This window comes from Chromohalobacter sarecensis (assembly GCF_023061135.1).
Taxonomy (GTDB): Bacteria; Pseudomonadota; Gammaproteobacteria; order Pseudomonadales; family Halomonadaceae; genus Chromohalobacter; species Chromohalobacter sarecensis.
Window position 1 is genome coordinate 68480 of the sequence record NZ_JAKGAN010000002.1, and the last position, 21873, is coordinate 90352.

18 protein-coding genes are annotated in these 21873 nt (G+C 62.1%); 10 read left to right on the top strand and 8 right to left on the bottom strand.

Annotation, left to right across the window (positions count from 1 at the left end; translation table 11 throughout):
* The first annotated feature begins 63 nt into the window (after positions 1-63).
* Positions 64-1065 (top strand): glutathione S-transferase family protein, encoded by a 1002-nt coding sequence (locus tag L1071_RS03250; protein WP_246968660.1) that lies wholly within the window; start codon positions 64-66, stop codon positions 1063-1065.
* 24 nt (positions 1066-1089) lie between these two features.
* On the opposite strand, the gene L1071_RS03255 is transcribed toward L1071_RS03250, so the two are convergent.
* Complete coding sequence (locus L1071_RS03255; RefSeq protein ID WP_246968662.1) at positions 1090-1548, bottom strand: YaiI/YqxD family protein; 459 nt, start codon at positions 1546-1548, stop codon at positions 1090-1092.
* Positions 1549-1942: 394 nt separating this feature from the next.
* Here L1071_RS03255 and L1071_RS03260 point away from each other — a divergent pair, with 394 nt between their 5' ends.
* The gene (locus L1071_RS03260; protein ID WP_246968664.1) at positions 1943-3655 is read left to right on the top strand and encodes a DEAD/DEAH box helicase; all 1713 of its coding nucleotides are present in this window, start codon (positions 1943-1945) and stop codon (positions 3653-3655) included.
* 135 nt (positions 3656-3790) lie between these two features.
* Here L1071_RS03260 and L1071_RS03265 read toward each other — a convergent pair whose 3' ends face one another.
* On the bottom strand, positions 3791-5368 hold the full coding sequence (locus tag L1071_RS03265; protein WP_246968667.1) for an aldehyde dehydrogenase (NADP(+)): 1578 nt from the start codon (positions 5366-5368) through the stop codon (positions 3791-3793).
* 208 nt (positions 5369-5576) lie between these two features.
* On the bottom strand, positions 5577-6746 hold the full coding sequence (locus tag L1071_RS03270; protein ID WP_246968670.1) for a fumarylacetoacetate hydrolase family protein: 1170 nt from the start codon (positions 6744-6746) through the stop codon (positions 5577-5579).
* Positions 6747-7115: 369 nt separating this feature from the next.
* Between L1071_RS03270 and L1071_RS03275 the strand changes: the two genes are divergently transcribed.
* Positions 7116-8861 (top strand): IlvD/Edd family dehydratase, encoded by a 1746-nt coding sequence (locus L1071_RS03275; protein ID WP_246968673.1) that lies wholly within the window; start codon positions 7116-7118, stop codon positions 8859-8861.
* Positions 8862-9047: 186 nt separating this feature from the next.
* Entirely contained in the window at positions 9048-10856 is a 1809-nt protein-coding gene (locus L1071_RS03280; protein ID WP_246968676.1) for an IlvD/Edd family dehydratase, read from the top strand.
* Positions 10857-10973: 117 nt separating this feature from the next.
* Here L1071_RS03280 and L1071_RS03285 read toward each other — a convergent pair whose 3' ends face one another.
* Both L1071_RS03285 and argE read right to left on the bottom strand, forming a co-directional pair.
* Positions 10974-11789 (bottom strand): FadR/GntR family transcriptional regulator, encoded by an 816-nt coding sequence (locus L1071_RS03285; RefSeq protein WP_246968679.1) that lies wholly within the window; start codon positions 11787-11789, stop codon positions 10974-10976.
* A 68-nt stretch (positions 11790-11857) separates the two neighbouring features.
* On the bottom strand, positions 11858-13018 hold the full coding sequence (gene argE / locus L1071_RS03290; RefSeq protein WP_246968681.1) for an acetylornithine deacetylase: 1161 nt from the start codon (positions 13016-13018) through the stop codon (positions 11858-11860).
* A gap of 126 nt (positions 13019-13144) precedes the next feature.
* On the opposite strand from argE, the gene wrbA reads away from it, so the two are divergent.
* The 4 genes from wrbA (at position 13145) to L1071_RS03310 (ending at position 15071) form a co-directional block, all read left to right on the top strand.
* Positions 13145-13750 carry an NAD(P)H:quinone oxidoreductase gene (gene wrbA, locus L1071_RS03295; RefSeq protein ID WP_246968684.1) on the top strand — a complete coding sequence of 202 codons (606 nt, stop codon included), beginning with the start codon at positions 13145-13147 and terminating at the stop codon, positions 13748-13750.
* Between the two features lie 130 nt (positions 13751-13880).
* Positions 13881-14162 carry a type II toxin-antitoxin system RelE/ParE family toxin gene (locus tag L1071_RS03300; protein ID WP_246968687.1) on the top strand — a complete coding sequence of 94 codons (282 nt, stop codon included), beginning with the start codon at positions 13881-13883 and terminating at the stop codon, positions 14160-14162.
* 14 nt (positions 14163-14176) lie between these two features.
* A complete protein-coding gene (locus tag L1071_RS03305) occupies positions 14177-14491 on the top strand; it encodes a HigA family addiction module antitoxin (RefSeq protein WP_246968691.1) in 315 nt (104 codons plus the stop codon).
* 304 nt (positions 14492-14795) lie between these two features.
* Positions 14796-15071 carry an SWIM zinc finger family protein gene (locus tag L1071_RS03310; RefSeq protein ID WP_246968694.1) on the top strand — a complete coding sequence of 92 codons (276 nt, stop codon included), beginning with the start codon at positions 14796-14798 and terminating at the stop codon, positions 15069-15071.
* Between the two features lie 187 nt (positions 15072-15258).
* Here the strand turns inward: L1071_RS03310 and tnpA are convergent, their stop codons facing one another.
* Positions 15259-15675, bottom strand: a complete 417-nt coding sequence (gene tnpA, locus L1071_RS03315) for an IS200/IS605 family transposase (protein ID WP_246968697.1) — start codon at positions 15673-15675, stop codon at positions 15259-15261.
* A gap of 9 nt (positions 15676-15684) precedes the next feature.
* Between tnpA and L1071_RS03320 the strand changes: the two genes are divergently transcribed.
* Both L1071_RS03320 and L1071_RS03325 read left to right on the top strand, forming a co-directional pair.
* Positions 15685-16758, top strand: a complete 1074-nt coding sequence (locus L1071_RS03320; protein ID WP_246968699.1) for an RNA-guided endonuclease InsQ/TnpB family protein — start codon at positions 15685-15687, stop codon at positions 16756-16758.
* Positions 16759-16778: 20 nt separating this feature from the next.
* Positions 16779-17177: a hypothetical protein gene (locus tag L1071_RS03325; protein WP_246968702.1), complete on the top strand. Its 399-nt coding sequence runs from the start codon at positions 16779-16781 to the stop codon at positions 17175-17177.
* Between the two features lie 74 nt (positions 17178-17251).
* On the opposite strand, the gene L1071_RS03330 is transcribed toward L1071_RS03325, so the two are convergent.
* Positions 17252-20557 carry an AAA family ATPase gene (locus tag L1071_RS03330; protein WP_246968705.1) on the bottom strand — a complete coding sequence of 1102 codons (3306 nt, stop codon included), beginning with the start codon at positions 20555-20557 and terminating at the stop codon, positions 17252-17254.
* A complete protein-coding gene (locus L1071_RS03335; RefSeq protein WP_246968709.1) occupies positions 20554-21843 on the bottom strand; it encodes an exonuclease SbcCD subunit D C-terminal domain-containing protein in 1290 nt (429 codons plus the stop codon). The genes L1071_RS03330 and L1071_RS03335 overlap by 4 nt, the downstream gene beginning before the upstream one ends.
* Positions 21844-21873 lie beyond the last annotated feature (30 nt).

The window sequence follows — 21873 nt, forward strand, 5'->3', positions numbered from 1 at the left end:
GAAGGTGGCCAAGCATGGGTCATCTGCTCATCAAGCGCTAGCTCGAGCGTAGGAGAAACAGGTATGGGGCTGTTAATCGAAGGCCGTTGGCATGACCAGTGGTACGACACCAAGAAATACGGCGGCGAGTTCGTTCGTGAGTCCGCCCAGTTGCGCGACTGGGTGACGCCGGACGGGTCGCCGGGACCGCAAGGCCAGCCGGGTATCGCGGCTGAGGCGGGGCGTTTTCATCTCTATGTGTCGTTGGCCTGCCCGTGGGCGCATCGCACCCTGATCGTGCGCAAGCTCAAGGGGCTCGAGGGTCTGGTCGACGTGTCGCACACCAGTCCGCTGATGCTGGAGCAGGGCTGGACCTATGCCATCGACGAGGGCTCGAGTGGCGATCCGCTCAATGGCGTCGACTATCACCATCAGCTCTATACGCTGACCGATGCGCAGTATACCGGGCGCGTGACGGTGCCGGCGCTGTGGGACAAGCGTGAAGGGCGTATCGTCAACAACGAGTCCGCCGACTTGGTGCGTATGCTGGACGGGGCATTCGATGACTTGACCGGCAACCGGCTGGAGCTTTACCCGGCGGATCTCCGCGAGACCATCGATGCCGTCAACGCCGACGTCTACGATCACGTCAACAATGGCGTTTACAAGGCGGGCTTCGCCACGCAGCAGGTGGTCTACGAGAAACACGTCACGGCGTTGTTCGAAGCGCTCGAGCGTCTCGAGTCACGGCTCGCCACGCAGCGGTATCTTGCCGGCGAGTGGCTGACCGAGGCGGACATTCGGCTGTTCACCACCTTGATTCGCTTCGATGCCGTCTATCACGGGCACTTCAAGTGCAATCTCCGGCGTATCGAGGACTATCCCAATCTATCGAATTACCTGCGCGAGCTCTATCAATGGCCAGGCATTGCCGAGACGGTGAATTTCGATCACATCAAGCGCCATTACTACTATAGCCACGACACTATCAACCCGACGCGCATCGTTCCCAAGGGGCCGGTACTGGCGATGGAACGCCCCCATGACCGCGAGCGGTTGCCGGGGCGGGGCATTCGTGGCGCTTAGGGCCGTGGCGTTTAGATCGATGTATCAGCGTCGCTGCTGGGCACGTGTCAGCCAGCGGTCGAGGGCATTGGCGAAGGTCCGTCGCTCGACATCGCCATAGGGTTTGGGGCCGCCGGTATGCTCGCCGCTGGCGCGCAGGGTTTCCATGAAGTCACGCATTTGCACCTGGGCGCGAATGCTGTCGCGAGTCAGTGCTTCGCCACGATTGGTGATGACCTCGGCATCGCGCGCCAATGCGGCTTCCGCCAGGGGCAGGTCAGCGGTGACGACGAGATCACCCGGCGCCACGCGGTCGACGATGGCGTCATCGGCGGCATCGAAGCCACCGGGAACGGTCAGTGCGCTGACCCAGGTCGAGGGTGGCAAGGGCAAGCGATGGTTGGCGACGAAGCGTGTCGGTGTTTGGGTGCGTTCGGCGGCACGTACGATGACTTCGCGGGCATGACGTGGACAGGCGTCGGCGTCGATCCACAGCGTCGGCATGGAGAGGCTTCCTTGATAAGCGAATAGACTTGATGAACGAATAAGAGTGGGCAAAGCCATTAGTCGATGGTATTATGCCACTTCCTCGCATGTGTTGACCCCTCCATCCTGTATTCGTCCCTGTGCGATGTGCCTTCCACCCGGTGTGGATAGAGCCTAAAGGACGTTTCTGCGCAAGGCGCATTGCCCGCTCGTTTCGAGCCGGCCGTGAGAGCGCTTGCCGCATCGATGGCGCGCCACGACGCGTAAGGTCGCCACAGCTGCCGCTCATGCGGCAGGACGCAGGTGCTGCGACCGGCGCCTTTTGTTTCGATGCCCCAGGCCGAGCGGCCGATGGGCAATGAAGGCGCCTTGAATTTTTCCGCCGGTTTGCCCCGGCTATCCAAGGTGTGACATGACCACGACCCCTGCTGCCTCGTCGACTTTCGCCGAGCTTTCGCTGCCGTCTGTTCTTCTTTCTACGCTCGAATCACTGGGATATGAAAAGCCCTCACTGATTCAGACTAAAACCATTCCTGCGCTGCTCGAAGGGCGCGATGTGATGGGCCAGGCCCAGACCGGTACGGGCAAGACCGCTGCCTTCGCCTTGCCGCTGTTATCGCGTCTTGATCTGCAGCGTCGCCAGCCGCAAGTGTTGGTGCTCGCACCGACGCGTGAGTTGGCGCAGCAGGTTGCCGCTTCTTTCGTCCAGTACGGGCGTGATCTCAAGGGGCTCGAGGTTCTCAGCCTGTGTGGCGGTCAAGAGTATCGTGAACAGCTCAGCGGATTGCGCCGTGGTGCCCAGGTCATCGTGGGCACGCCGGGACGCGTGATCGATCACCTCAACCGTGGCAGCCTCAAGCTCGACGGTCTCAATGCGCTGGTACTCGACGAAGCCGACGAAATGCTGCGCATGGGCTTCATCGATGACGTCAAGCGTGTGGTTTCCGAGACGCCGCAAGGCGCGCAGCGCGTGTTCTTTTCCGCGACCTTGCCGAATGAGATCTCGCGCATCGTCGATAATTATCTGGTCGATCCGCTCAGGATCATGATCGAGACCAAGACCAAGACGGCCGAGGGTATCGAGCAGCGCTTGGTGCGTATCGAAGGCGGTGCCAAACTTGAGGCGCTATCGCGCTTGCTCGAAGTCGAGCCGGTAGACGCCGCCATCGTCTTCGTGCGTACGCGTGCTGCCTGCACCACGCTGGTTGAGCAATTGTTGACGCGCGGCGTTAACGCGGCGGCGTTGTCCGGCGACCTGGATCAAAGCCTGCGTGAGCGGACCGTCGATCGCCTCAAGCGTAGCAAGGTCGATGTCCTCATCGCCACCGATGTTGCCGCGCGCGGTCTCGACGTGCCGCGTATCACGCACGTTTTCAACTACGACCTGCCGCAAGACGGCGAGGCGTATACCCACCGCATCGGGCGGACGGGCCGCGCTGGACGCAAGGGCGTGGCAATCACCTTCGCCGGTGGCCGCGAGCAGCGTCGCGTACGTGACATGGAACGTGTTACCGGTCAGCCGATGCATGAAGTCGAGTTGCCCGATGAATCTGCCATTCGTGCGCATCGCGATGAGCTGTTCCGTGGGCGTGTGCTGAAGACGCTGGAGCAGGGAAGCGACTATCAGCGTGAGCTGATCGAAAGCTTGGCCGATGACGGCTACGATCCCGTGGACTTGGCTTGCGCAATGGCCAGCATGGCGCGCTCTGGCGAAGCACCTATCGGTCGCTTGCCGAAGCCGGGCGAGCGTCGTCCCGCCCGTCAGAGCGGTGGTCGCGACGAAAAACCCAATCGCCGTGAGCGTGGGCCGAGCGCTGGCATGACGCGTTACCGTGTGTCAGTGGGACACAAGGATGGCGTCAAGCCTGGTCAGTTGGTGGGGGCATTGGCCAATGAAGGTGGCATCGACGGTGGCAAGATCGGTCGTATCGATATCCGTAATGCCTTCTCCGTGGTCGAGTTGCCGAGCACACTGCCGGCCGCCGTGCTGTCGCGCATTGGCCAGGCGCGTGTCGCCGGCCGTCCGCTGGAGATTGCCGAGGATCGCGGCGGTGATCAGGAGCGCGCCCCGCGGCGTCAGCGTGAAGACGGAGACGCTCCTCAGCGGAACCGTTCGAAGGCGTGATCTAGCCGCTAACGGCTCACGCGCGCCGCTCGTCAGATAACGAGCGGCCATTAAAAACGCCCCATGGCAATGTTGCTGCCATGGGGCGTTTGCGTTGCTGAAGGCCCTCGTCCCGGAGGACTCAGGCGAGGACGTTTATCCCTCGCGCTTACCGTCGACGAGACGCTTCAGGCCGAGGCTGTTGGCTTCCTTGAGGGCTTCGGGAAGCAACGAATCAGACAGGTTCTGATAGCACACCGGGCGCAGGAAGCGGAAAATCGCGGCGCTGCCCACGGAGGTGGTGCGTGAATCGGACGTGGCCGGGAAGGGACCGCCGTGCACCATGGCATGGCAAACCTCTACGCCAGTCGGCCAGCCGTTGGCCATGATGCGGCCTGCCTTGCGTTCCAGTGTGGGTAGCAGGCGTGCGACGGCATCGGTGTCGCCCTCGTCCATCTGCAGGGTGGCGGTCAGCTGACCTTCCAGTGCTTCGGCCACGCGCTTCATCTCGTCCATGTCGCTGCAGATCACGACCAGAGAAGTGGCACCGAAGACTTCTTCTTGCAGTGATTCATCGGCCAGCACATCGGCGCCTTGCGTGGTGAAGAGCCCCGCTTGGCATTGATTCTCGCCTTCGCCGGTAAGGCCGCGGCCCACTTCGTTGACCTTGGCGTTGCCTGCCAGCTTGGCGACGCTTTGCTCGTAGGCCGAGTGGATCCCAGGCGTCAGCATGGTATTCGCCGGCGTATCCTTGAGCGCCTTGCCGGCTTCCTCGATGAAGCTATCCAATGCCGGGCTCTTGAGACCGATCACCAGGCCGGGGTTAGTACAGAACTGACCCGCGCCCATGGAAAGAGACCCGACGAAGGCTTGAGCGAGGTCGGTGCCGCGTGACTCAAGCGCTTTGGGCATCAGGAAGACGGGGTTGATGCTGCTCATCTCGGCATACATGGGAATCGGCTCGGGGCGCGATTGCACGGCTTGTTGCAGCGCCAGGCCACCCTTGCGCGAGCCGGTAAAGCCGACTGCCTTGATGCTGGGGTGCTTGACCAGCGCGGTGCCTACCTCGTAACCGGAATCGAAGAGCATGGAGAACACGCCTTCGGGCATGTTGCACTTCTTGGCGGCTGTTTGAATGGCGCGTGCCACCAGTTCGGAGGTGCCGGGATGCGCCGCATGTGCCTTGACGATCACCGGGCAACCCGCAGCGAGTGCGGATGCGGTGTCACCACCGGCGACGGAGAAGGCCAGCGGGAAGTTGCTGGCGCCGAAGACCGTGACCGGACCCAACGGGATATGGCGCTGACGAAGGTCAGGACGCGGCATGGGGGCGCGTTCCGGCAGCGCCGGGTCGACGCGGACATCGAGCCATTCGCCAGCACGCACGACACCCGCGAAAAGGCGTAGCTGATTGCAGGTACGCCCCCGCTCGCCTTCGATACGAGCGACCGGTAGGCCGCTTTCGCTCACTGCGCGTTCGATCAGTCCACCGCCCAGGTTTTCGATTTCTTCGGCGATGGTTTCCAGAAACTTCGCCCGTTCTTCCAGCGAGGTTTCCCGATACGCATCGAAGGCGTCCCAAGCGAGCTGACAGGCACGTTCGACCTGCTTGCTATCGGCACTGGTAAACTCGGGCGGTAGGGTCTCGCCACTGGCGGGATCCACTGCCTGGAAGCTGGCACCGGGGCCGGCTGCGATGTCATGTCCGATAATCTGTTTGCCTTCCAATATCATACTTGCCTCCTGGCATTGATGGGCATATACAAGACATGGCGACGCTGAGCGCTAAAGTCAAGAGGGTGTTTCGTCACACCGATGTTGCGGTGTGATCCTCTGGCATCGCGTGCGCCTCCCATGTCATCGAGAGTACTGTTTTGAGTGAATGTCATGGTTGGGCGCGACGTCTTGGAGCGCCCTGTCCATGGTGTTGAAACGCCGATCGTCAAGCGCCGGGACGCTGACGTACGAGGTAGCTCAGCAGGGCACCGCTGCCGAACTGCCAGGGCCGGATGCGGTCGCTGGTGTCGACGCGATTGACCAGTGCCCCGAGCGTGGGCGTGGCGATGGTCACCACGTCCTCGAGGTGGTGAGTGAAGCCGCTACCTTGGGTATCACGATCCTGGGTCGGGGCGAACAACGTCCCCAGGAACAGCATGAAACCGTCCGGATACTGATGGTGCGCTCCCAGCGTCTGGCCGACGAGATCGAGCGGGTCGCGACTGATCTGGTTCATCGAACTCACCGCGTCTAGATGAAAGCCATCCTCACCGCGGACATCCAGCGTCACTTCCAGGGCGCGAACACTGTCGATGTCGAAGTCATCATCGAACAGGCGAACGAAAGGACCGATGGCGCAGGAAGCATTGTTGTCCTTGGCCTTGCCCAGCAACAGGGCGCTACGCCCTTCGACATCGCGCAGATTGACGTCGTTGCCGAGCGTGGCGCCGCGTACCTGGCCGCGCGAGTCCACCGCCAGCACGACCTCGGGCTCGGGGTTGTTCCATTTCGAGGCTGGGTGAATGCCGACTCGATGTCCCAGGCCGACCGCCGACATGGGCTGCGATTTGGTGAACACTTCGGCGTCGGGGCCGATGCCGACTTCCAGGTATTGCGACCAGACGTCGAGTTCCACCAGCTTGGCCTTGAGGGCCTCGGCCTCGGCGGAGCCCGGCGTCAACCGCGAAAGATCGTCGCCGATCAGCGAGGTGACGGTCTCGCGCAATGTCGCGGCCTTCTGGCTATCACCGCGCGCCTGCTCCTCGATCACCCGCTCCAGCATCGATGACGCGAACGTCACCCCGCAGGCCTTGATCGCCTGCAGATCGCAGGGCGCTAGAAGATGCCAGGTAGCGGGGTCTCCCTCGGCGTCGAGCGAGGCTTCCAGGCAATCGCTGACCGCGAGGAGCGGCGCATCCGGTGCCTGGGCGATACGTGTCGTCAGATCGTCGAATTCCAGCAGGGCGCTGAACGTGGGAGCCAGCGTGCTTATATCGTGCAGCATGCCGTCACGTACGGTAACCAGGCGGGGGCCTTGCGCATCGGGGTCCCACACGCGGCCGATCAAGCGATCGTTGCCGGCGTCCTGGGGGAGAAACGGGTGAAATTCATTCATGGGAGCGCCCTTGAGTTCGTCGCATCAGGCGGTAAATGTTGAACATAGTGCTTACATGTTCAACATAGACTTTGGTATACCCCTTGCAACCTACCCCCGTTATTCGGGCTACTGATATGGGGGGTGTCCGGTGCTTTCACCTCGCCATTCGGTAGCTAAAAATGCATTTTAATCAGCATTTTGGAGGCTCGCTTTAGCACGGCCCCTAGGGCTTGATGTCTGTCTCTGGCGAGGGCGGAAAAAGCCCAATATTATTTTTGATATTTTTTTATATATCAAAGAAAGTCTTTTTTGACATTATTCGGTTATTGAAGGAGGCGTTTATGGTGGCGACAACGCTAATGCGAACGTCACGAGAAGGAGCACCTGATGAGCCAGTCCCCTCGCCGACTGCGCAGCGCCGAGTGGTTCGGCACTGCCGACAAGAACGGCTTCATGTATCGCAGCTGGATGAAGAACCAAGGCATTCCCGACCATGAGTTCCAGGGCAAGCCGATCATCGGGATCTGCAACACCTGGTCGGAGCTCACGCCCTGCAATGCACATTTCCGCAAGCTCGCCGAACACGTCAAGAAAGGGGTGCTGGAAGCGGGCGGTTACCCGGTCGAGTTTCCGGTGTTCTCCAACGGCGAGTCCAACCTGCGGCCCACCGCGATGTTCACTCGCAACCTGGCGAGCATGGATGTCGAGGAAGCGATTCGCGGCAACCCGCTCGATGCGGTGATCCTGCTGACCGGCTGCGACAAGACAACGCCGGCACTGCTGATGGGGGCGGCAAGCTGCGACATTCCCACCCTCGTAGTCACCGGCGGCCCAATGCTCAACGGCAAGCACGAAGGCAAGGACATTGGCTCGGGTACCGTGGTGTGGAAGCTTTCCGAACAGGTCAAGGCTGGCAAGATCTCGCTGCATGACTTTATGGCCGCCGAGGCGGGCATGTCGCGCTCTGCGGGCACCTGCAACACTATGGGGACCGCGTCGACCATGGCCTGCATGGCTGAATCGCTGGGCACCTCGCTACCCCACAACGCGGCGATTCCGGCGGTCGATTCGCGCCGCTACGTGCTGGCGCACCTCTCCGGTAACCGTATCGTCGAGATGGTCCACGAGGATCTCAAGCTTTCCAAGGTGCTCACCAAGCAAGCCTTCGAGAACGCCATTCGTACCAACGCCGCCATCGGCGGCTCGACCAATGCGGTCATTCACTTGCAAGCCATCGCCGGGCGCATCGGCGTCGACCTGACGCTGGATGACTGGACGCGTATCGGTCGAGGTACGCCGACCATCGTCGACCTGCAGCCCTCAGGGCGTTACCTGATGGAAGAGTTCTACTACGCGGGCGGCTTGCCTGCCGTATTGCGGCGCCTCGGCGAGGCCGACCGGCTACCGCACAAGGACGCCCTGACCATCAACGGCAAGACGTTGTGGGAGAACGTAGAAGATGCGCCGCTCTACAACGATGCCGTGATTCGTCCCCTTGATACGCCGTTGCGCGAGGATGGCGGCATGTGCGTGATGCGCGGCAATCTCGCGCCCAACGGCGCCGTCCTCAAGCCTTCCGCAGCGACGCCCGAGCTGATGACGCATCGTGGCCGCGCCGTGGTCTTCGAGAACTTCGATGACTACAAGGCGCGCATCAACGATCCCGATCTCGATGTCACCGCTGACGATATCCTGGTGATGAAGAACTGCGGGCCGCGCGGTTATCACGGCATGGCCGAGGTCGGCAATATGGGGCTGCCGGCCAAGTTGCTCGAGCAAGGCATCACCGACATGGTGCGTATTTCCGATGCACGCATGAGCGGCACCGCCTATGGCACCGTGGTGCTCCACGTGGCGCCGGAAGCCGCCGCCGGCGGGCCGCTCGCCGCAGTCCATAATGGTGACATGATCGCCCTCGATGCCTACGCCGGTACGTTGCATCTGGAAGTCGACGACGCCGAGCTTGCCGCGCGCCTGGCGGAAGCCGATCCCACCGCCGAGTCGACCCAAATCGCCAGCACCGGCGGCTATCGCCAGCTCTACATCGAGCATGTGCTGCAGGCCGATCAAGGCTGTGACTTCGACTTCCTGGTCGGCTTTCGCGGCGCCGAGGTGCCTCGCCACTCGCATTGAAGGCCGGACGCTGAAGCGGCCTCAGCATGAAAAACGCGAAGGCGGCCAAGCGGCCGCCTTCTTGCGTTGCGCCACCGCTCGGTGCATGCCAGCAGAATATCTACGCCTATCGGAGTATGTTGAACATACTCGAAATATGTTTGACTTACATAGGAGCCGATTGTTCTTTTGAGAGGAGATAACCTGATGTCCGCCGACAATCGCCGTATGACCCCCGAGCAACTGCGCTCGCGCTGGTGGTTCGACAATCCTGAGCATCCGGGGACCACCGCGCTGTGTATCGAGCGCTATATGAATTACGGCCTGACCCTGGAAGAACTCAAGAGCGGCAAGCCGATCATCGGCATCGCGCAGTCGGGCTCCGACTTGACGCCTTGCAATCGGCATCACATCGATCTGGTGAAGCGCGTCAAGGACGGCATTCGTGCCGCTGGCGGCGTGCCGTTCGAGTTTCCCCTGCATCCCATCCATGAAAACGTGCGCCGACCGACGGCGGCGCTAGATCGCAACCTGGCGTATCTGGGCTTGGTGGAAGTCTTGCATGGTTATCCATTGGACGGCGTGGTGCTGACCACCGGCTGTGACAAGACCACGCCTGCCTGCTTGATGGCGGCGGCGACGGTCAACATTCCGGCGATCGTGCTCTCCGGCGGGCCGATGCTCAATGGCTGGCGTGGCACCCAGGAGCGCGTAGGCTCGGGCACTATCATCTGGGAGTTGCGCAAACGCCTCGCGGCGGGGGATATCGGCTACGAGGAATTCCTGTCTCGCGCCACCGATTCGGCGCCTTCCGTCGGTCACTGCAATACCATGGGCACCGCCTCGACGATGAATTCCATGGCCGAGGCGCTGGGCATGAGTCTGCCCGGCTCGGCGATGATCCCGGCTCCCTACAAGGAGCGCTCGATGGTCGCCTACCAGACCGGGACGCGCATCGTCGACATGGTGTGGGAAGACCTGCGTCCGCTGGATATCATCACCCGCGAGGCCTGCGAAAATGCCATCGTGGTGTGTTCGGCGCTGGGCGGGTCCTCGAATGCGCCGGTGCATATCAACGCCATCGCCCGTCATGCGGGGATCGAGCTGACCAACGACGACTGGCAGCGCCTGGGGCACGAGATTCCGTTGCTCGCCAACGTGATGCCGGCGGGAATCTATCTTTCCGAGGAGTTCCACCGGGCCGGTGGCGTGCCTGCGGTGCTCAGCGAACTGATCAAGGCCGGGCGTCTGCACGGCGATGTGCCGACGGTCAATGGCAAGACATTGGCGGAGAATACTGCCGGGCGTGAAACCCTGGATGAAGACATCATTCGCCGCTACGACAACCCGCTGGTGGGAGAAGCCGGGTTCATCAATCTCAAGGGCAACCTGTTCGACTCGGCGTTGATGAAGACCAGCGTGATCGCCAGCGACTTCCGCAAGCGCTTCCTGAGTCAGGCCGACGATCTGGATGCCTTCGAAGGCAAGGTGGCGGTATTCGATGGCTCCGAGGATTATCATGCGCGCATCGACGATCCGTCGCTCGAGATCGACGCGAACACCATCTTGATCATGCGCGGTGCCGGACCGATCGGCCATCCGGGGAGCGCCGAGGTCGTCAACATGCAGCCGCCGGAGGCGCTGATCCGTCAAGGTATCGAATCGCTGCCATGCATCGGCGATGGCCGCCAGTCGGGAACCTCGGGCTCGCCCTCGATCCTCAACGCGGCCCCCGAAGCGGCGGTCGGCGGCGGCCTGGCGCTGCTGGAAACGGGTGACCGGATTCGTATCGACCTCAAGCGTGGGGAGGCTAACTTGCTGGTCGATGACGCCGAGCTGGCGAAGCGCCGCGATGCACTGGAATCACGCGGCGGTTACATCTACCCGGTGGATCAGACGCCCTGGCAGGAGATTCAGCGCGGCATGGTCGAGCAGCTCGATCGTGGCATGACGCTGGGGCCGGCCACCAAGTATCGCGACGTCGCTCGCCAGAGCCCGCCCCGCGACAATCACTGAGCATTCATTACCCAGCACTCACTGCTAAGTACTCACTATTAATTACTTAGAGCCACCCAACCGGGCGTCGTCATGCGACGCCCGGTTTGCTTTGCGGGATACAGGATTGGGTGCGTATCAGGTTTCGGACAACAGCTCGGCGCTATGCCCAAGGGGGGTGTCGGGAATTTCTAGCCCCAGGGCGCTGGCGGTGCCGGCGAGGACTGCTTGAGAGGCGCGAAAGGCATCGCGCGGTCGGCGCGCGCGAATGCTTTCCATCAGCAGCCGGTGGCGTTCCAGACTCTCCGCTGGGTCGTCGGCGCTGACGTTGGAAGTCTCGATCAACAGTAGTATCGAGGGGCGCAGGATGTGTGAGAGCTGTGACCAGACGATATTGTGTGTGGCCTTGAAGATCGCCACATGGAAGGCGATGTCATAGTCGCTATGCAGGCGGCCGCTGTTATGGGAATCGGGATCGTCTAGATCACTCCCCATGCCGTTGAAGGCCTCCTCGATGGCGACCAAGTCATGTGCCGTGGCGTGCTTGGCGGCGGTCATGGCGACGTAGGGTTCCACGTCCAGACGAAAGGCCAGGATCTCGCGCTGCACACCGGGATTGGGCGCAGCGTAGCGTGTCATCCATTCGGTGACTTGGGCATCGAGAATGTTCCATTCCGAGTACTCGCGGACCTTCGAGCCATGGCCGGAGATGCGTTCGATGATCCCGGCATCGACCAACTGCCGCAGGTCGCTGCGCACCGCCGAGCGATTGAGGGCGAAACGCTCACACAGATCGATCTCGCGGGGGACGAAATCGCCTGGCTGATACTCGCCGGAGAATATTTCCTGCGCCAGCGCCTCAGCGACGCTAGGGCGTTTTCGAGATGCGGTTTGTTTGCTCTTCACGTGACATCGTTCCGAATCATTTCGCTCACGCTGGCATATGTAGAACATTTCGACAAGGCGCCGATGGTCGGTGCCGCGCACTGCGTGGCTGGTGATATGCGTTGAATACGCCGGCGCTAGCCGGAAGTCGCCAGACGTTTTCCGAGCGCGGCCATGAAGGCATCGGCGGCGTCGAGTTGAGCGATCTCCAGGTATTCGTCGGGCTGGTGCGCTTGGGCGATGCTGCCAGGGCCGCAGATGACGGTGGACAGGCCGGCATGCTGGAACTGGCCCGCTTCGGTGGCATAGGCTACGGCTTCGTTGTCGGCGTCGCCCAGCAGTGCGTGGCAGAGTTCGAGCGCCGTCTGGTTGTCGCGGTCGGCCAGGGCGGGCACGGTCTCGGTCAGGTGCTGAGTATGAATGTCGATCTGGGGTGCGCGTGGGCGCAATTCGTTCATCAGCGTCTCGGCGTAGTGCTGCAGGCGCTCGAACAGGGCCTCGAAGCCATCCGTCGGCAGGTGGCGAATCTCCCAGTCGAAATGGCACTCGCGGGCCATGATGTTGATCGCCGTACCACCCTGGATTTTGCCCACGTGCAGGCTGGAGTGGGGCACGTTGAAGAGTGGGTCGACACGGCCCTCCGCGACCAGCTCTGCCATGATGTCCTCGATGCGCGTCACCAGGCGGGCCGCGACATGCACGGCGGAGACGCCCTGACGCACTTGACTGGAATGCGCCTCGCGACCGGTCACCGTGGTGCGTAGGTTGGTGATGCCTTTCTGGGCCACCACCGGCGCCATCAGGGTGGGCTCGCCGACGATCACCGCCGCCGGCGTGGGTGCATCGGCCATCAACCGCTCAATCAAACGTGGCGCGCCCAGGCAGCCGACTTCCTCGTCGTAGGAAAACGCCAGGTAGATGGGGCGCTGCAGGTCGAGTGCTTGCCACTGCGGTACCTGCGCCAACGCGCTGGCGATAAAGCATTTCATGTCGCAGCTACCGCGTCCGTATAGGCGGCCATCGCCCTTGTCAGTCAGCGTGAAGGGGTCGCTGCTCCACGGCTGGCCATCCACCGGCACCACATCGGTATGTCCGGACAACACCACACCACCCGCCACCCCGGGACCGATGCGGGCCAGCAGGTTGGCCTTGCTGCCGTCATCGTTGGTAATGCGGGTACACGGCACGTCGTGTTCGGCAAGATAAGCCTCGATGAAGGCGATCAATTCCAGATTGGAATGTCGTGACACGGTGTCGAAGCCAATCAAGCGTTCGAGCAGGGCAGTGGTGTTGGACATGACAGCCTCCCAGCGGGATGTTTTACGCCAGCCTAGCACGCTGATGTCACGGGGCGTCACTTTGACGGCGGCGCGAGCGTGCGTCATCTTGAGAACGTCAATACATCCAGTCAGGAGAGCATTCACGTGAGCAAGATTCTCGTCATTTATTACTCCAGTTACGGGCACATCGAAACATTGGCCAATGCCGTCGCCGAAGGCGCACGCGGTGTCGCTGGCACCCAGGTGGATCTGTACCGCGTGGCCGAACTCGTGCCCGCCGACGTCGCCGAAAAATCCGGCTACAAGGAAGACAGCACCGCCGCCGTGCTGGATGACCCCAGCATCTTGGCCGAGTACGACGCGATTCTTGTCGGTACGCCCACGCGCTTCGGCAATATGGCCTCGCAGATGCGTAATTTCTGGGACAAGACGGGCGGTCTCTGGGCCCAGGGCAAGCTGATCGGCAAGCTGGGCGGTGCCTTCACTTCTACCGCCAGCCAGCACGGCGGGCAGGAAACTACGCTGACCTCGATTCACACCACCTTGCTTCACCACGGCATGGCGATCGTCGGCGTGCCGTACTCTTGCGCGGCGCTGAGTGAGCTCGAGGAAGTCTCCGGCGGCACGCCCTACGGCGCAACGACCATCGCCGGTGGCGACGGCAGCCGCCAACCCAGCGAAAACGAACTGACCATCGCCCGCTTCCAGGGCCAGCACACCGCCGAAATGGCCGCTAAATTCACCGATTGAGCATTACGACGTAGCCAACAACGTCATGCAAAACGCCGTGCCCTTGGGCGCGGCGTTTTGCTGTCAGGGATATGGATACGAAACGCGATGCTTTTTGACAAGCGTCACGTGACAAAATACATTTCGGTGTATGATCAAAACCTTCGCAGATAAACGTACCCAAGAGCTTTATTCCAGAGGGAGATCAAAGAAGTTCCCCTCGGATGTAGCTTCAAGAGCTTCCCGGAAGCTGGAATACGTAAATCTGGCGGAGCAACTAGATGGTTTGAAAGTGCCGCCTGGCAACCGTCTGCATTCACTTTCTGGGGATAGGCAGGGTCATTACGCGATTTCAAACAATGCTCAATGGCGTATCTGCTTCTATTTTGAAGATGGTGACGCATACGATGTTGAGGTATGTGATTACCACTGAGTGAGGTCATAACTATGGCTATTTCTAACACCGACGGAATGCGACGCAAGCCGACGCATCCTGGCGAAATGCTGAGGGAGGACTTTGTCCCGGACTATGGCTTGACCGTTGCGGGGTTGGCCGAATTGCTGGGCGTGTCTCGCCAGTCCGTCAATGAGCTGTTACGTGAAAGACGTTCTGTCAGCCCTGAAATGGCGCTTAGGCTTGGTCGCTTGTTTGGCAACTCTCCGGAGTTTTGGCTGAATGCGCAGCGAGCCATTGATTTATGGACGGCCGCACAATCGGTCAAGGACGAGGTCGCCCGCATCAAGCCATTGAACGCAGCATGAACGTCTTAGCTTGCCTTGAACGCTATCAGGAATCAGGCACCCGCATTGAGGTGTTCGAAGTGTTAGCGCCATTTTTTCGACACGCCGTCGAAACATGTCGATGGCATCGACATATTGTAGAAACATTCATAGGTAGGGTATACGGCCAGCTTCTCGAAGACGAGCGAGTGGTGAGAGTTCCCCGCGTGTGGAGCCATTACGAATGACGCAACACGATGAGGTGGCACTTCTGACCGATCGTCAGCTCAGCGTACTGGCGGGCGAGGCGGCGTTTGGCCGAGGGCTGGATTATTACCGCTAGGGCATGGTGGTCGGCTGGAACAAGCAGGGCGCTACCATCACTGCCGATGTAGAGGGGAGCGAGCGTTATACCGTGACGTTGAAACTGAACAAGCGTGGTCTTGATGGTGGTTGCGATTGCCCAGCCTCTGAAGGCATCGACTTCTGCAAGCATTGCGTGGCGGTCGCCTTGATGTACCGGGCGGAGCAGGCCGAGCAAGCGCGTCTCGCGGAGGTGCGCACTGAATTCAAGCAAAAACGCAACTTCATCAAGTGGTTGAATGAAGCGTTCTCAGCTTGAGCCTACCCAAGGCTTCTATCACCACAAGGAGAAATATGCCCAGTTTCCATACTCGTTCGTTGTGCGAAGCGCTGTTGGGTGTCGCGGGGATTTGGCTTCTGGTCAGGACGCTCTCGAGTTATCAATTAACGCGAAAAACCTCGTACTTCTAGTGCGAGGATGGATAGCGTGGTACGCGAAGCGTTCCCTATTCTGGCCTTGTCTGCTGCTCAATGTATTGCTTAACGACACTCAGCGGCGCTCCGCCGACGCTTCCCGCAAAATAGCTGGGACTCCACAACGCATTTTTCCTGTAGGCGGGCTGTACCAACTCGGGGTGCAACAGCTTCATCCGCCTGCTCGAAACACCCTTCAGGCTGTTCACCAGCTTTGAGATCGCCACCTTGGGTGGGAAATTGACCAGCAAGTGAACATGATCGGTTTCGCCATTGAACTCCTCCAGCTCGGCCTCGAAGTCCTTACACACGTGCCTGAACAGCGCTTCAAGGGATTGAAGATGTGCATCGTTGAATACCTTGCCACGATATTTAGTCACAAAGACCAAGTGGGCGTGCATCTCAAAAACGCAGTGTCTGCCAGTTCTGATTGAGTTGATTTTGTCCATAGACCAAGTATGCTCAAAGCCATGAAGCAGACCAAGACATTAAAAGTTCGAGTGAAGGACAAACACGCCGACCAGCTTAATCGTATGGCACGCAGCGTGAACTTCGTCTGGAACTATGTGAACGAACTGTCGTCTCGTGCTATCCGTGAGCGCGGTCTGTTTCTGTCGGCCTATGACATGCATCCGTACACTAAAGGCGTTGGCACGGAACTTGGCCTGCACAGCCAGACGCTGCAATGTATCGCCGCCGAATATGCCACCCGCCGCAAGCAGTTCAAGAAGTCCTGCCTGAATTGGCGCAAGTCACGCGGTGTGCGCCGCTCTCTTGGCTGGATACCTGTCAATACCGGCGCGGCCAAGTGGAAGAATGGACAGGTATTCCACAACGGCAGCTACTTCAAGGTCTGGGACAGCTACGGGTTGTCGAATTACAAGTTCCGATCCGCCTCGTTCAACGAGGACGCCCGAGGCCGTTGGTACTTCAACGTGGTGGTTGATGCCGAAGTTAAGCCATCAGTGGGACAAGGCTCGGTAGGCATCGACCTTGGGTTAAAAGACATCGCCACATGCAGCGACGGCGAAAAGCTGGAAAATGGGCGTTTCTATCGCGGTATGGAAGCCAAGCTGGCAATCGCTCAGCGAAGCCGTAACAAGAAGCGCACCCGTGCCATTCACGCCAAGATCAGGAATCGCCGCAAGGATGCCTTGCACAAGTTCTCACGCCGTCTGGTAGATCAGTACGGTGAAATCGTCGTGGGCGATGTCAGCTCACAAAAACTCGCAAAGACCAAAATGGCTAAGTCCGTGCTCGATGCCGGATGGGGTCAGTTGAAGACGATGCTGGAATACAAATGCGCTCACGCAGGCATCGTGGTCAAGGTAGTGCGAGAAGCCTACACCACCCGCACCTGTTCGGCTTGTGGTTCACTCAGTGGGCCACAAGGCGTAAACGGGCTGCGACTAAGAGACTGGGAATGCATGGAATGTGGTGTCGTCCATGACCGGGACGTGAACGCGGCTCGGAATATCCTCAGTCTCGCGGCGGGGCATCGCCGTCCAGAAGTGGGAATCCCCGTCCTTTAGGACGGGGAGGATGTCAAGCCATGTCTCTCTATATAACCTGGTCTAGCTTGTCGGTGGCTCAAGAGCCGGGGACACCGAACATGCTTGCCATACAGGGCGTGCATTTTCTCGTCAGTCTACTCTTGGGAGCGGTGCTTATCCTGGCGCGCAAGCCGATCAGTCGATGGTTAACACCGCAAGAGGCTGACGTCTCTGCCTCGTCCGCGACTCTGATAGCCGTGGGTGCTGCCTTGATTGGCATCGGTTATCTGGCGGCAGGTCTGGTTACGCTGGGAACGCATTATGCGCGACTGGAAACAGTGGGCGCCGCCAGTCCAGACAGCCTCTGGCGTGGCGGCCTCTCCATCGCTAGCGGGATCATGTTGTTTGCCAGTTCCGTCGGCATTGGCCGCCTCTGGTTGAGGCTTCGGGCGTTATGATGCTGCGCCGAGGAGGGCGGAGGCGGCCGTCCTGTATTTCCTAGAAGCTCATATTTCCTAGAGGCTCATATTCACTAGGTACTCACCAACCTTGCCTGACTCGTCCCATTACCCAACGGTTCGATCTGGATCTGCACCGGGATGCGTTCGTGCATTTCCTGTACATGCGAGATCACGCCGACGCGGCGGCCCAGCGCTTGTAGGCCGTCCAGGGCGTCCATGGCGAGCGCCAGGGATTGCGGGTCGAGGCTGCCGAAGCCTTCGTCGATGAACAGCGATTCGATGACGAGTTCGCCGGAGGCCATTGAAGCGAGCCCCAGCGCCAGCGCCAGCGAGACGAGAAAGGTTTCGCCGCCGGAGAGCGAATGCACCGAGCGGCGTTCGTCGCCCATGTCGCGGTCCTCCACCAGCAGGCCCAGCTCGCTGCCGCCGCGAATCAGCGTGTAACGGCGACTCAGTCCCGTCAGATGCGCGTTGGCGTGTTCCAGCAGTTGCTCAAGGTTGTAGGCCTGCGCGATGCGCCGAAAGACCTTGCCGTCGGCGGAGCCGATCAGCTCGTTGATGCGACCCCAGCGTCGGTACTCGGTGCGCGCGGCATCGAGCTCGGCTTGCCCCTCGCGCTGGCGCTGACGCTTGCGGTCATCGTCGCGCAGGGCGTGCAGGGCGTCATCACGGTGTGTCTGGGCGGCATCGTGACGGGGCGCCAGGGCATCACGCTCGGTGTCCAGCGCCTCTCGTCGCTGGTCGATCCGGGCGTCGACCGCCTCGCTCAAGAGGGCGTCTGCGTTGGCGTCGTGCTCGGTCAAGGCCTGGTCGCGGCGATGCGTGATCAGGGCCTGGCGGCGTTCGGCGAGGGCGGCGGCGGTCTGCTGGCGAGCCTGTTCGGCCTGAGTTAATTCCCGTTCCCGAGATTCGGCGTCGTCGTCGCTTTCGGCGAGTAGCCGCTGCAGGGTGGCGTCGTCCAGCTCGGGATGCGCTTGGCGCCAGGCCTCCAGCTCACGGTTGAGGGTGTCGATTTCCTGCTTGAGCCGGGCGAGTTGCTCGGCCTCATAGTGCGACTGCTGGGCGAGCCGCTGGGCTTCCCGCTCACTATCATGGCATTGGGCAAGCGCCGTATCCCGTGCTTGGCGCGCGCTGGCCTGGCGCGTATCGAGGTACTGCTGCCAGGCATCCGGCGAGGCATGCTCGCCAAGCAGGGCCTTGAGCCGGGCGGCAATATCGTCGCGCTCCCGGCGTAGCGGAGGCAGGCGCGCATCGAGTTCTTCAAGTTCCTTGTCGAGGCTGATGCGCTGAGCGTCGAGTTGCGCCAGTGTCAGCTCGCTCTGGCGCAATGCCTCGTCGAGCGGTGCCAGCTCGGCCTCGGCGCGGGCAAGGGCTTGAAGCGTCTCTGCGTGTTGCGCGCGCTGGGCGTCGCTTGTCTGGCGTTGCTCGGTCAGCCAGGCGTCGCGTCGGTCGTGATCGAGGGTAGACAGCTCGGCGTATAGCGGATGCTCGTCGAGTACCTGGTACGCCTCCTGGCGGCGCTTGTCGGCATCCGCAGCGTCCTGGCGTTGCTGCGTGAGCGAGGCGTCAAGCGCGCGGTACTGGCCCAGCAGTTCGTCGCGCTGTTGCTGGGCGTGGTCGCGCTGCTGCTGGGCGTCCATCAACTGGCGGTCTTCTTCCGCTTGCTGGGCGGCAAGCTGGGCGGCTTCGGGCGTCTGTGGCGGCTGGTGGCGCCAGGGGTGCTCGAGACCGCCGCACACCGGGCAGGGCTGGCCTTCCTCGAGGGCCTCGCGCAGCTGCGTGACACTCTCGCTGCGCACCGCACGGCCGCGTTCGACGAATTCCAGCACGCTGCGATAGTGGCGCTCATGCTCATCGAGGCGCTGGCGCGCGGCCTGGCCTTGGGTGATCAACGCCTCGAGTTGCTTGGCGTCCTGCGTCAGGCGCTCATTGAGTGTGCGCTGGGTGTGGTCGGCACGCCGGGCGCTTTGCCAGCGACTTTGCAGCTCGCCGAGTGCCAGGTGACGCTGGGCGGCGTGATCATGCGCGCGCTGAACGGCCTGACGGGCGTCTTCCACACGGCCATGTTCGCCCATCAACTGGTGCAGGGTGGCCTGCCAGTCATCGCGCTGCCGGCGTTGGCGTTGCTGCGTCTCGTGGACCTCCTGGTGGCGCGTGGTCAGTGCTTGCGCGTCGCGGCGATGCGCGGCGTGCGTTTTGTCGAGATCGGCCAACTGATGCTCGCGGGTCGCCAGTTGCTGTGCCTGCTCGCGGGCCTGGTGCAGTTGAGGCTCGGCTTTGCGGCGTGCCGCGTCGGCGTCTTGAAGGGCCTGTTCGGCCGTGGCATGTGTCTGTCTAGCTTGCTGCTGTGTGGTCTCGGCCTGCGCCAGGGCCTCACGCGTGTCTGCATGAGTCGTCTCGAGACGTGTGATCTCGCCGGGCAGTTCGGCCTGGCGTGTCAGACGGTGACGTTGAGGTGCGATCAGGCGTTGCCAGTCACGGTCGGCGCGGGCCGGGGCCAGTGTCTGCCAATGCGCCTCGGCAACGCGGTGCTCGCGCTGCCCCTGGGTATGAGCGTCACGCAGTTTGGCGTCCGTGGCGTGCCACTGTGCCTGTGTCTCCAGGCGCTTGGCATGGCGCTGCACGGTATCGAGTTCGGCTTGGGCGGTCTCGGCGGTCTTTTCGAGCGCAGCGCGAGCCTCGGCCTCGGCGGGCAGGTCGTCGGCGAGCTTGGCGTTCAGCGTATCGACGGCTTTCTTGGCCTGACTGGCGCGGCGATAGGCGGCGACCGAGATCTCGGAGTACTCGGCGGTGCCGGTGAGGCGCTCGAGCAGGTCGCTGCGCTCGTTGTCATCGGCCTTGAGAAAGGCGGCGAACTCGCTCTGGGCCAGCAGCACGGCGCGGGTGAATTGTTCGAAGCTGAGGCCCAGGCGCTCGGGCAGCAGGCGGTCGAACTCGCGTTTCTGCGTGGTCAGCAGGCGGTCGTCGTCCAGATCGGTGAGCGACTGCTCGATCTTCTGCAATTTGCCGTCGGCCTTCTCGCGGGCACGACGCACGGCCCAGCGAGCGCGATAGCGGCGGCCGTCGCGACCCAGGAAGTCGACCTCGGCATGGCCGCTGGCGGTGCCTCGGCGAAGTAGAGTTCGCGGGTCGGCGGTATTGAGCGTGGCGTCTCCCACGTCAGGCAGCGGGGCGTTCTGGCCGGGGGCCTGGCGCAACCGGGGCGTGCTGCCGTAGAGCGCCAGGCACAAGGCGTCGAGCAAGGTGCTCTTGCCGGCGCCGGTGGGGCCGGTGATGGCGAACAGGCCGGCTTCGGCGAGCGGCGCGGCGGTGAAGTCGAGTTCCAGCGGGCCGGGGATCGAGGCCAGGTTGGCCAGGCGCAGGGCGAGGATCTTCATGTCGGTGTCTCCTCGTCGTCGAGTACGTCCTGATGTAGCCGGTCGAAGTCGGCGAGCACGTCGTCGGCGGGGGGCTCGCCCCAGCGCGCTTGCCAGGTGCGCTCGAACAGCTTGCGCGGGCCGAGCGCCGCCAGGTCGATGCGGGCGGGCGCGTCCTCGGCGGCGACTCGCGGCAAGCGACGCTCCAGGCGCAGCAGACGCAGTGTCTTGCCGTCGAGCGCTGCATCCACCCGGGCGCGCAGATCGGGCATCGGGGCGTCGAGTTCGACGCGTACCTCGAGCCAGGGCCAGCGTTCTCTAGGGAGATTCCGTCCCTGGTCTGTCGATAGCTCGGGCGTATCCGCCAGGGCGTCCAGCTCGGCGAGCACGTCGTCGAGTGGTGCCGGGCCGAGGCGGTGCATGGCCACCGGACGCGGGACTGCCAAGCTCTCGACATCGCGCAAGGCGTCGCCGTCGAGCGTGACTTCGACGACCTGATGGGGATAGGCCACCTCGCTGAAGTCCAGCGGCAACGGACTACCGCTGTAACGGATGCGCGCCTCGCCGACCTGCTGAGCGCGATGCAGGTGGCCTAGCGCGACATAGGCGATGTCGGCGGGGAATAGCGTGGCCGGGATCGATTCCTCGCCGCCGATGACGATGGGCCGCTCGCTGGCCTCGGAGACGGCGGCGCCGTGCAGATGGGCGTGGCTCATGGCGATCAGCGCCTGGCCGGGGACGCGCCGTTCGCGCGCCGCGTCGATGAGCTGCTGGTGAACGCGCGTGATGCCCGCGACATAGCTATTGGTATTGGGCGAGGCGTCGTTGGTCTCGTTGCCACTCAGCGCGGTATTGCCGGTGACCTCGGCGGGCCGCAGGAAGGGCAGCGCCAGGCACCAGGCGCGAACCTCGTCGTCGGCATCGGGCAGCGGTACCAGCAGGCGCTCGGCGTCGAGTCGTCCATCGTCGAGCCAGCTCACACGGCCCAGGGCGTGGGTGTTGAGGCGCTGCATCAGTGGCGCGGGCAACTCGATACGGTTGCCGCTGTCGTGGTTGCCGGCGATCATGACGATATTCAGTTGCGGCAAACGTTGATGCGCCGCGACGATGAAGTCGTAGAGCATCTCCTGGGCGCGCAGCGAGGGATTGACGACATCGAAGATATCGCCTGCGATGAGCAAGGCGTCCGGGTGGCGCGTTTCGAGGGCCGCCAACAGCCAGTCGAGAAACGCGCGTTGCTCGGCATGACGCTCCTGGCCATGGAAAGTCTGGCCGAGATGCCAGTCCGCTGTGTGGATGAGTTTCACGCAGATCTCCTTTACTGGAGTGCCAGTCTA

Bases quoted from the DNA above. Each gene is read 5' to 3' on its own strand.
- L1071_RS03320 (WP_246968699.1), top strand. From the start codon at position 15,685: ATGCTCAAAGCCATGAAGCAGACCAAGACATTAAAAGTTCGAGTGAAG.
- L1071_RS03265 (WP_246968667.1), bottom strand. From the start codon at position 5,368: ATGATATTGGAAGGCAAACAGATTATCGGACATGACATCGCAGCCGGC.
- tnpA (WP_246968697.1), bottom strand. From the start codon at position 15,675: ATGGACAAAATCAACTCAATCAGAACTGGCAGACACTGCGTTTTTGAG.
- L1071_RS03250 (WP_246968660.1), top strand. From the start codon at position 64: ATGGGGCTGTTAATCGAAGGCCGTTGGCATGACCAGTGGTACGACACC.
- L1071_RS03325 (WP_246968702.1), top strand. From the start codon at position 16,779: ATGTCTCTCTATATAACCTGGTCTAGCTTGTCGGTGGCTCAAGAGCCG.
- L1071_RS03305 (WP_246968691.1), top strand. From the start codon at position 14,177: ATGGCTATTTCTAACACCGACGGAATGCGACGCAAGCCGACGCATCCT.
- L1071_RS03285 (WP_246968679.1), bottom strand. From the start codon at position 11,789: ATGTTCTACATATGCCAGCGTGAGCGAAATGATTCGGAACGATGTCAC.
- L1071_RS03280 (WP_246968676.1), top strand. From the start codon at position 9,048: ATGTCCGCCGACAATCGCCGTATGACCCCCGAGCAACTGCGCTCGCGC.
- L1071_RS03310 (WP_246968694.1), top strand. From the start codon at position 14,796: ATGGTGGTCGGCTGGAACAAGCAGGGCGCTACCATCACTGCCGATGTA.
- L1071_RS03270 (WP_246968670.1), bottom strand. From the start codon at position 6,746: ATGAATGAATTTCACCCGTTTCTCCCCCAGGACGCCGGCAACGATCGC.
- argE (WP_246968681.1), bottom strand. From the start codon at position 13,018: ATGTCCAACACCACTGCCCTGCTCGAACGCTTGATTGGCTTCGACACC.
- L1071_RS03255 (WP_246968662.1), bottom strand. From the start codon at position 1,548: ATGCCGACGCTGTGGATCGACGCCGACGCCTGTCCACGTCATGCCCGC.
- L1071_RS03300 (WP_246968687.1), top strand. From the start codon at position 13,881: ATGATCAAAACCTTCGCAGATAAACGTACCCAAGAGCTTTATTCCAGA.
- L1071_RS03275 (WP_246968673.1), top strand. From the start codon at position 7,116: ATGAGCCAGTCCCCTCGCCGACTGCGCAGCGCCGAGTGGTTCGGCACT.
- L1071_RS03260 (WP_246968664.1), top strand. From the start codon at position 1,943: ATGACCACGACCCCTGCTGCCTCGTCGACTTTCGCCGAGCTTTCGCTG.
- L1071_RS03330 (WP_246968705.1), bottom strand. From the start codon at position 20,557: ATGAAGATCCTCGCCCTGCGCCTGGCCAACCTGGCCTCGATCCCCGGC.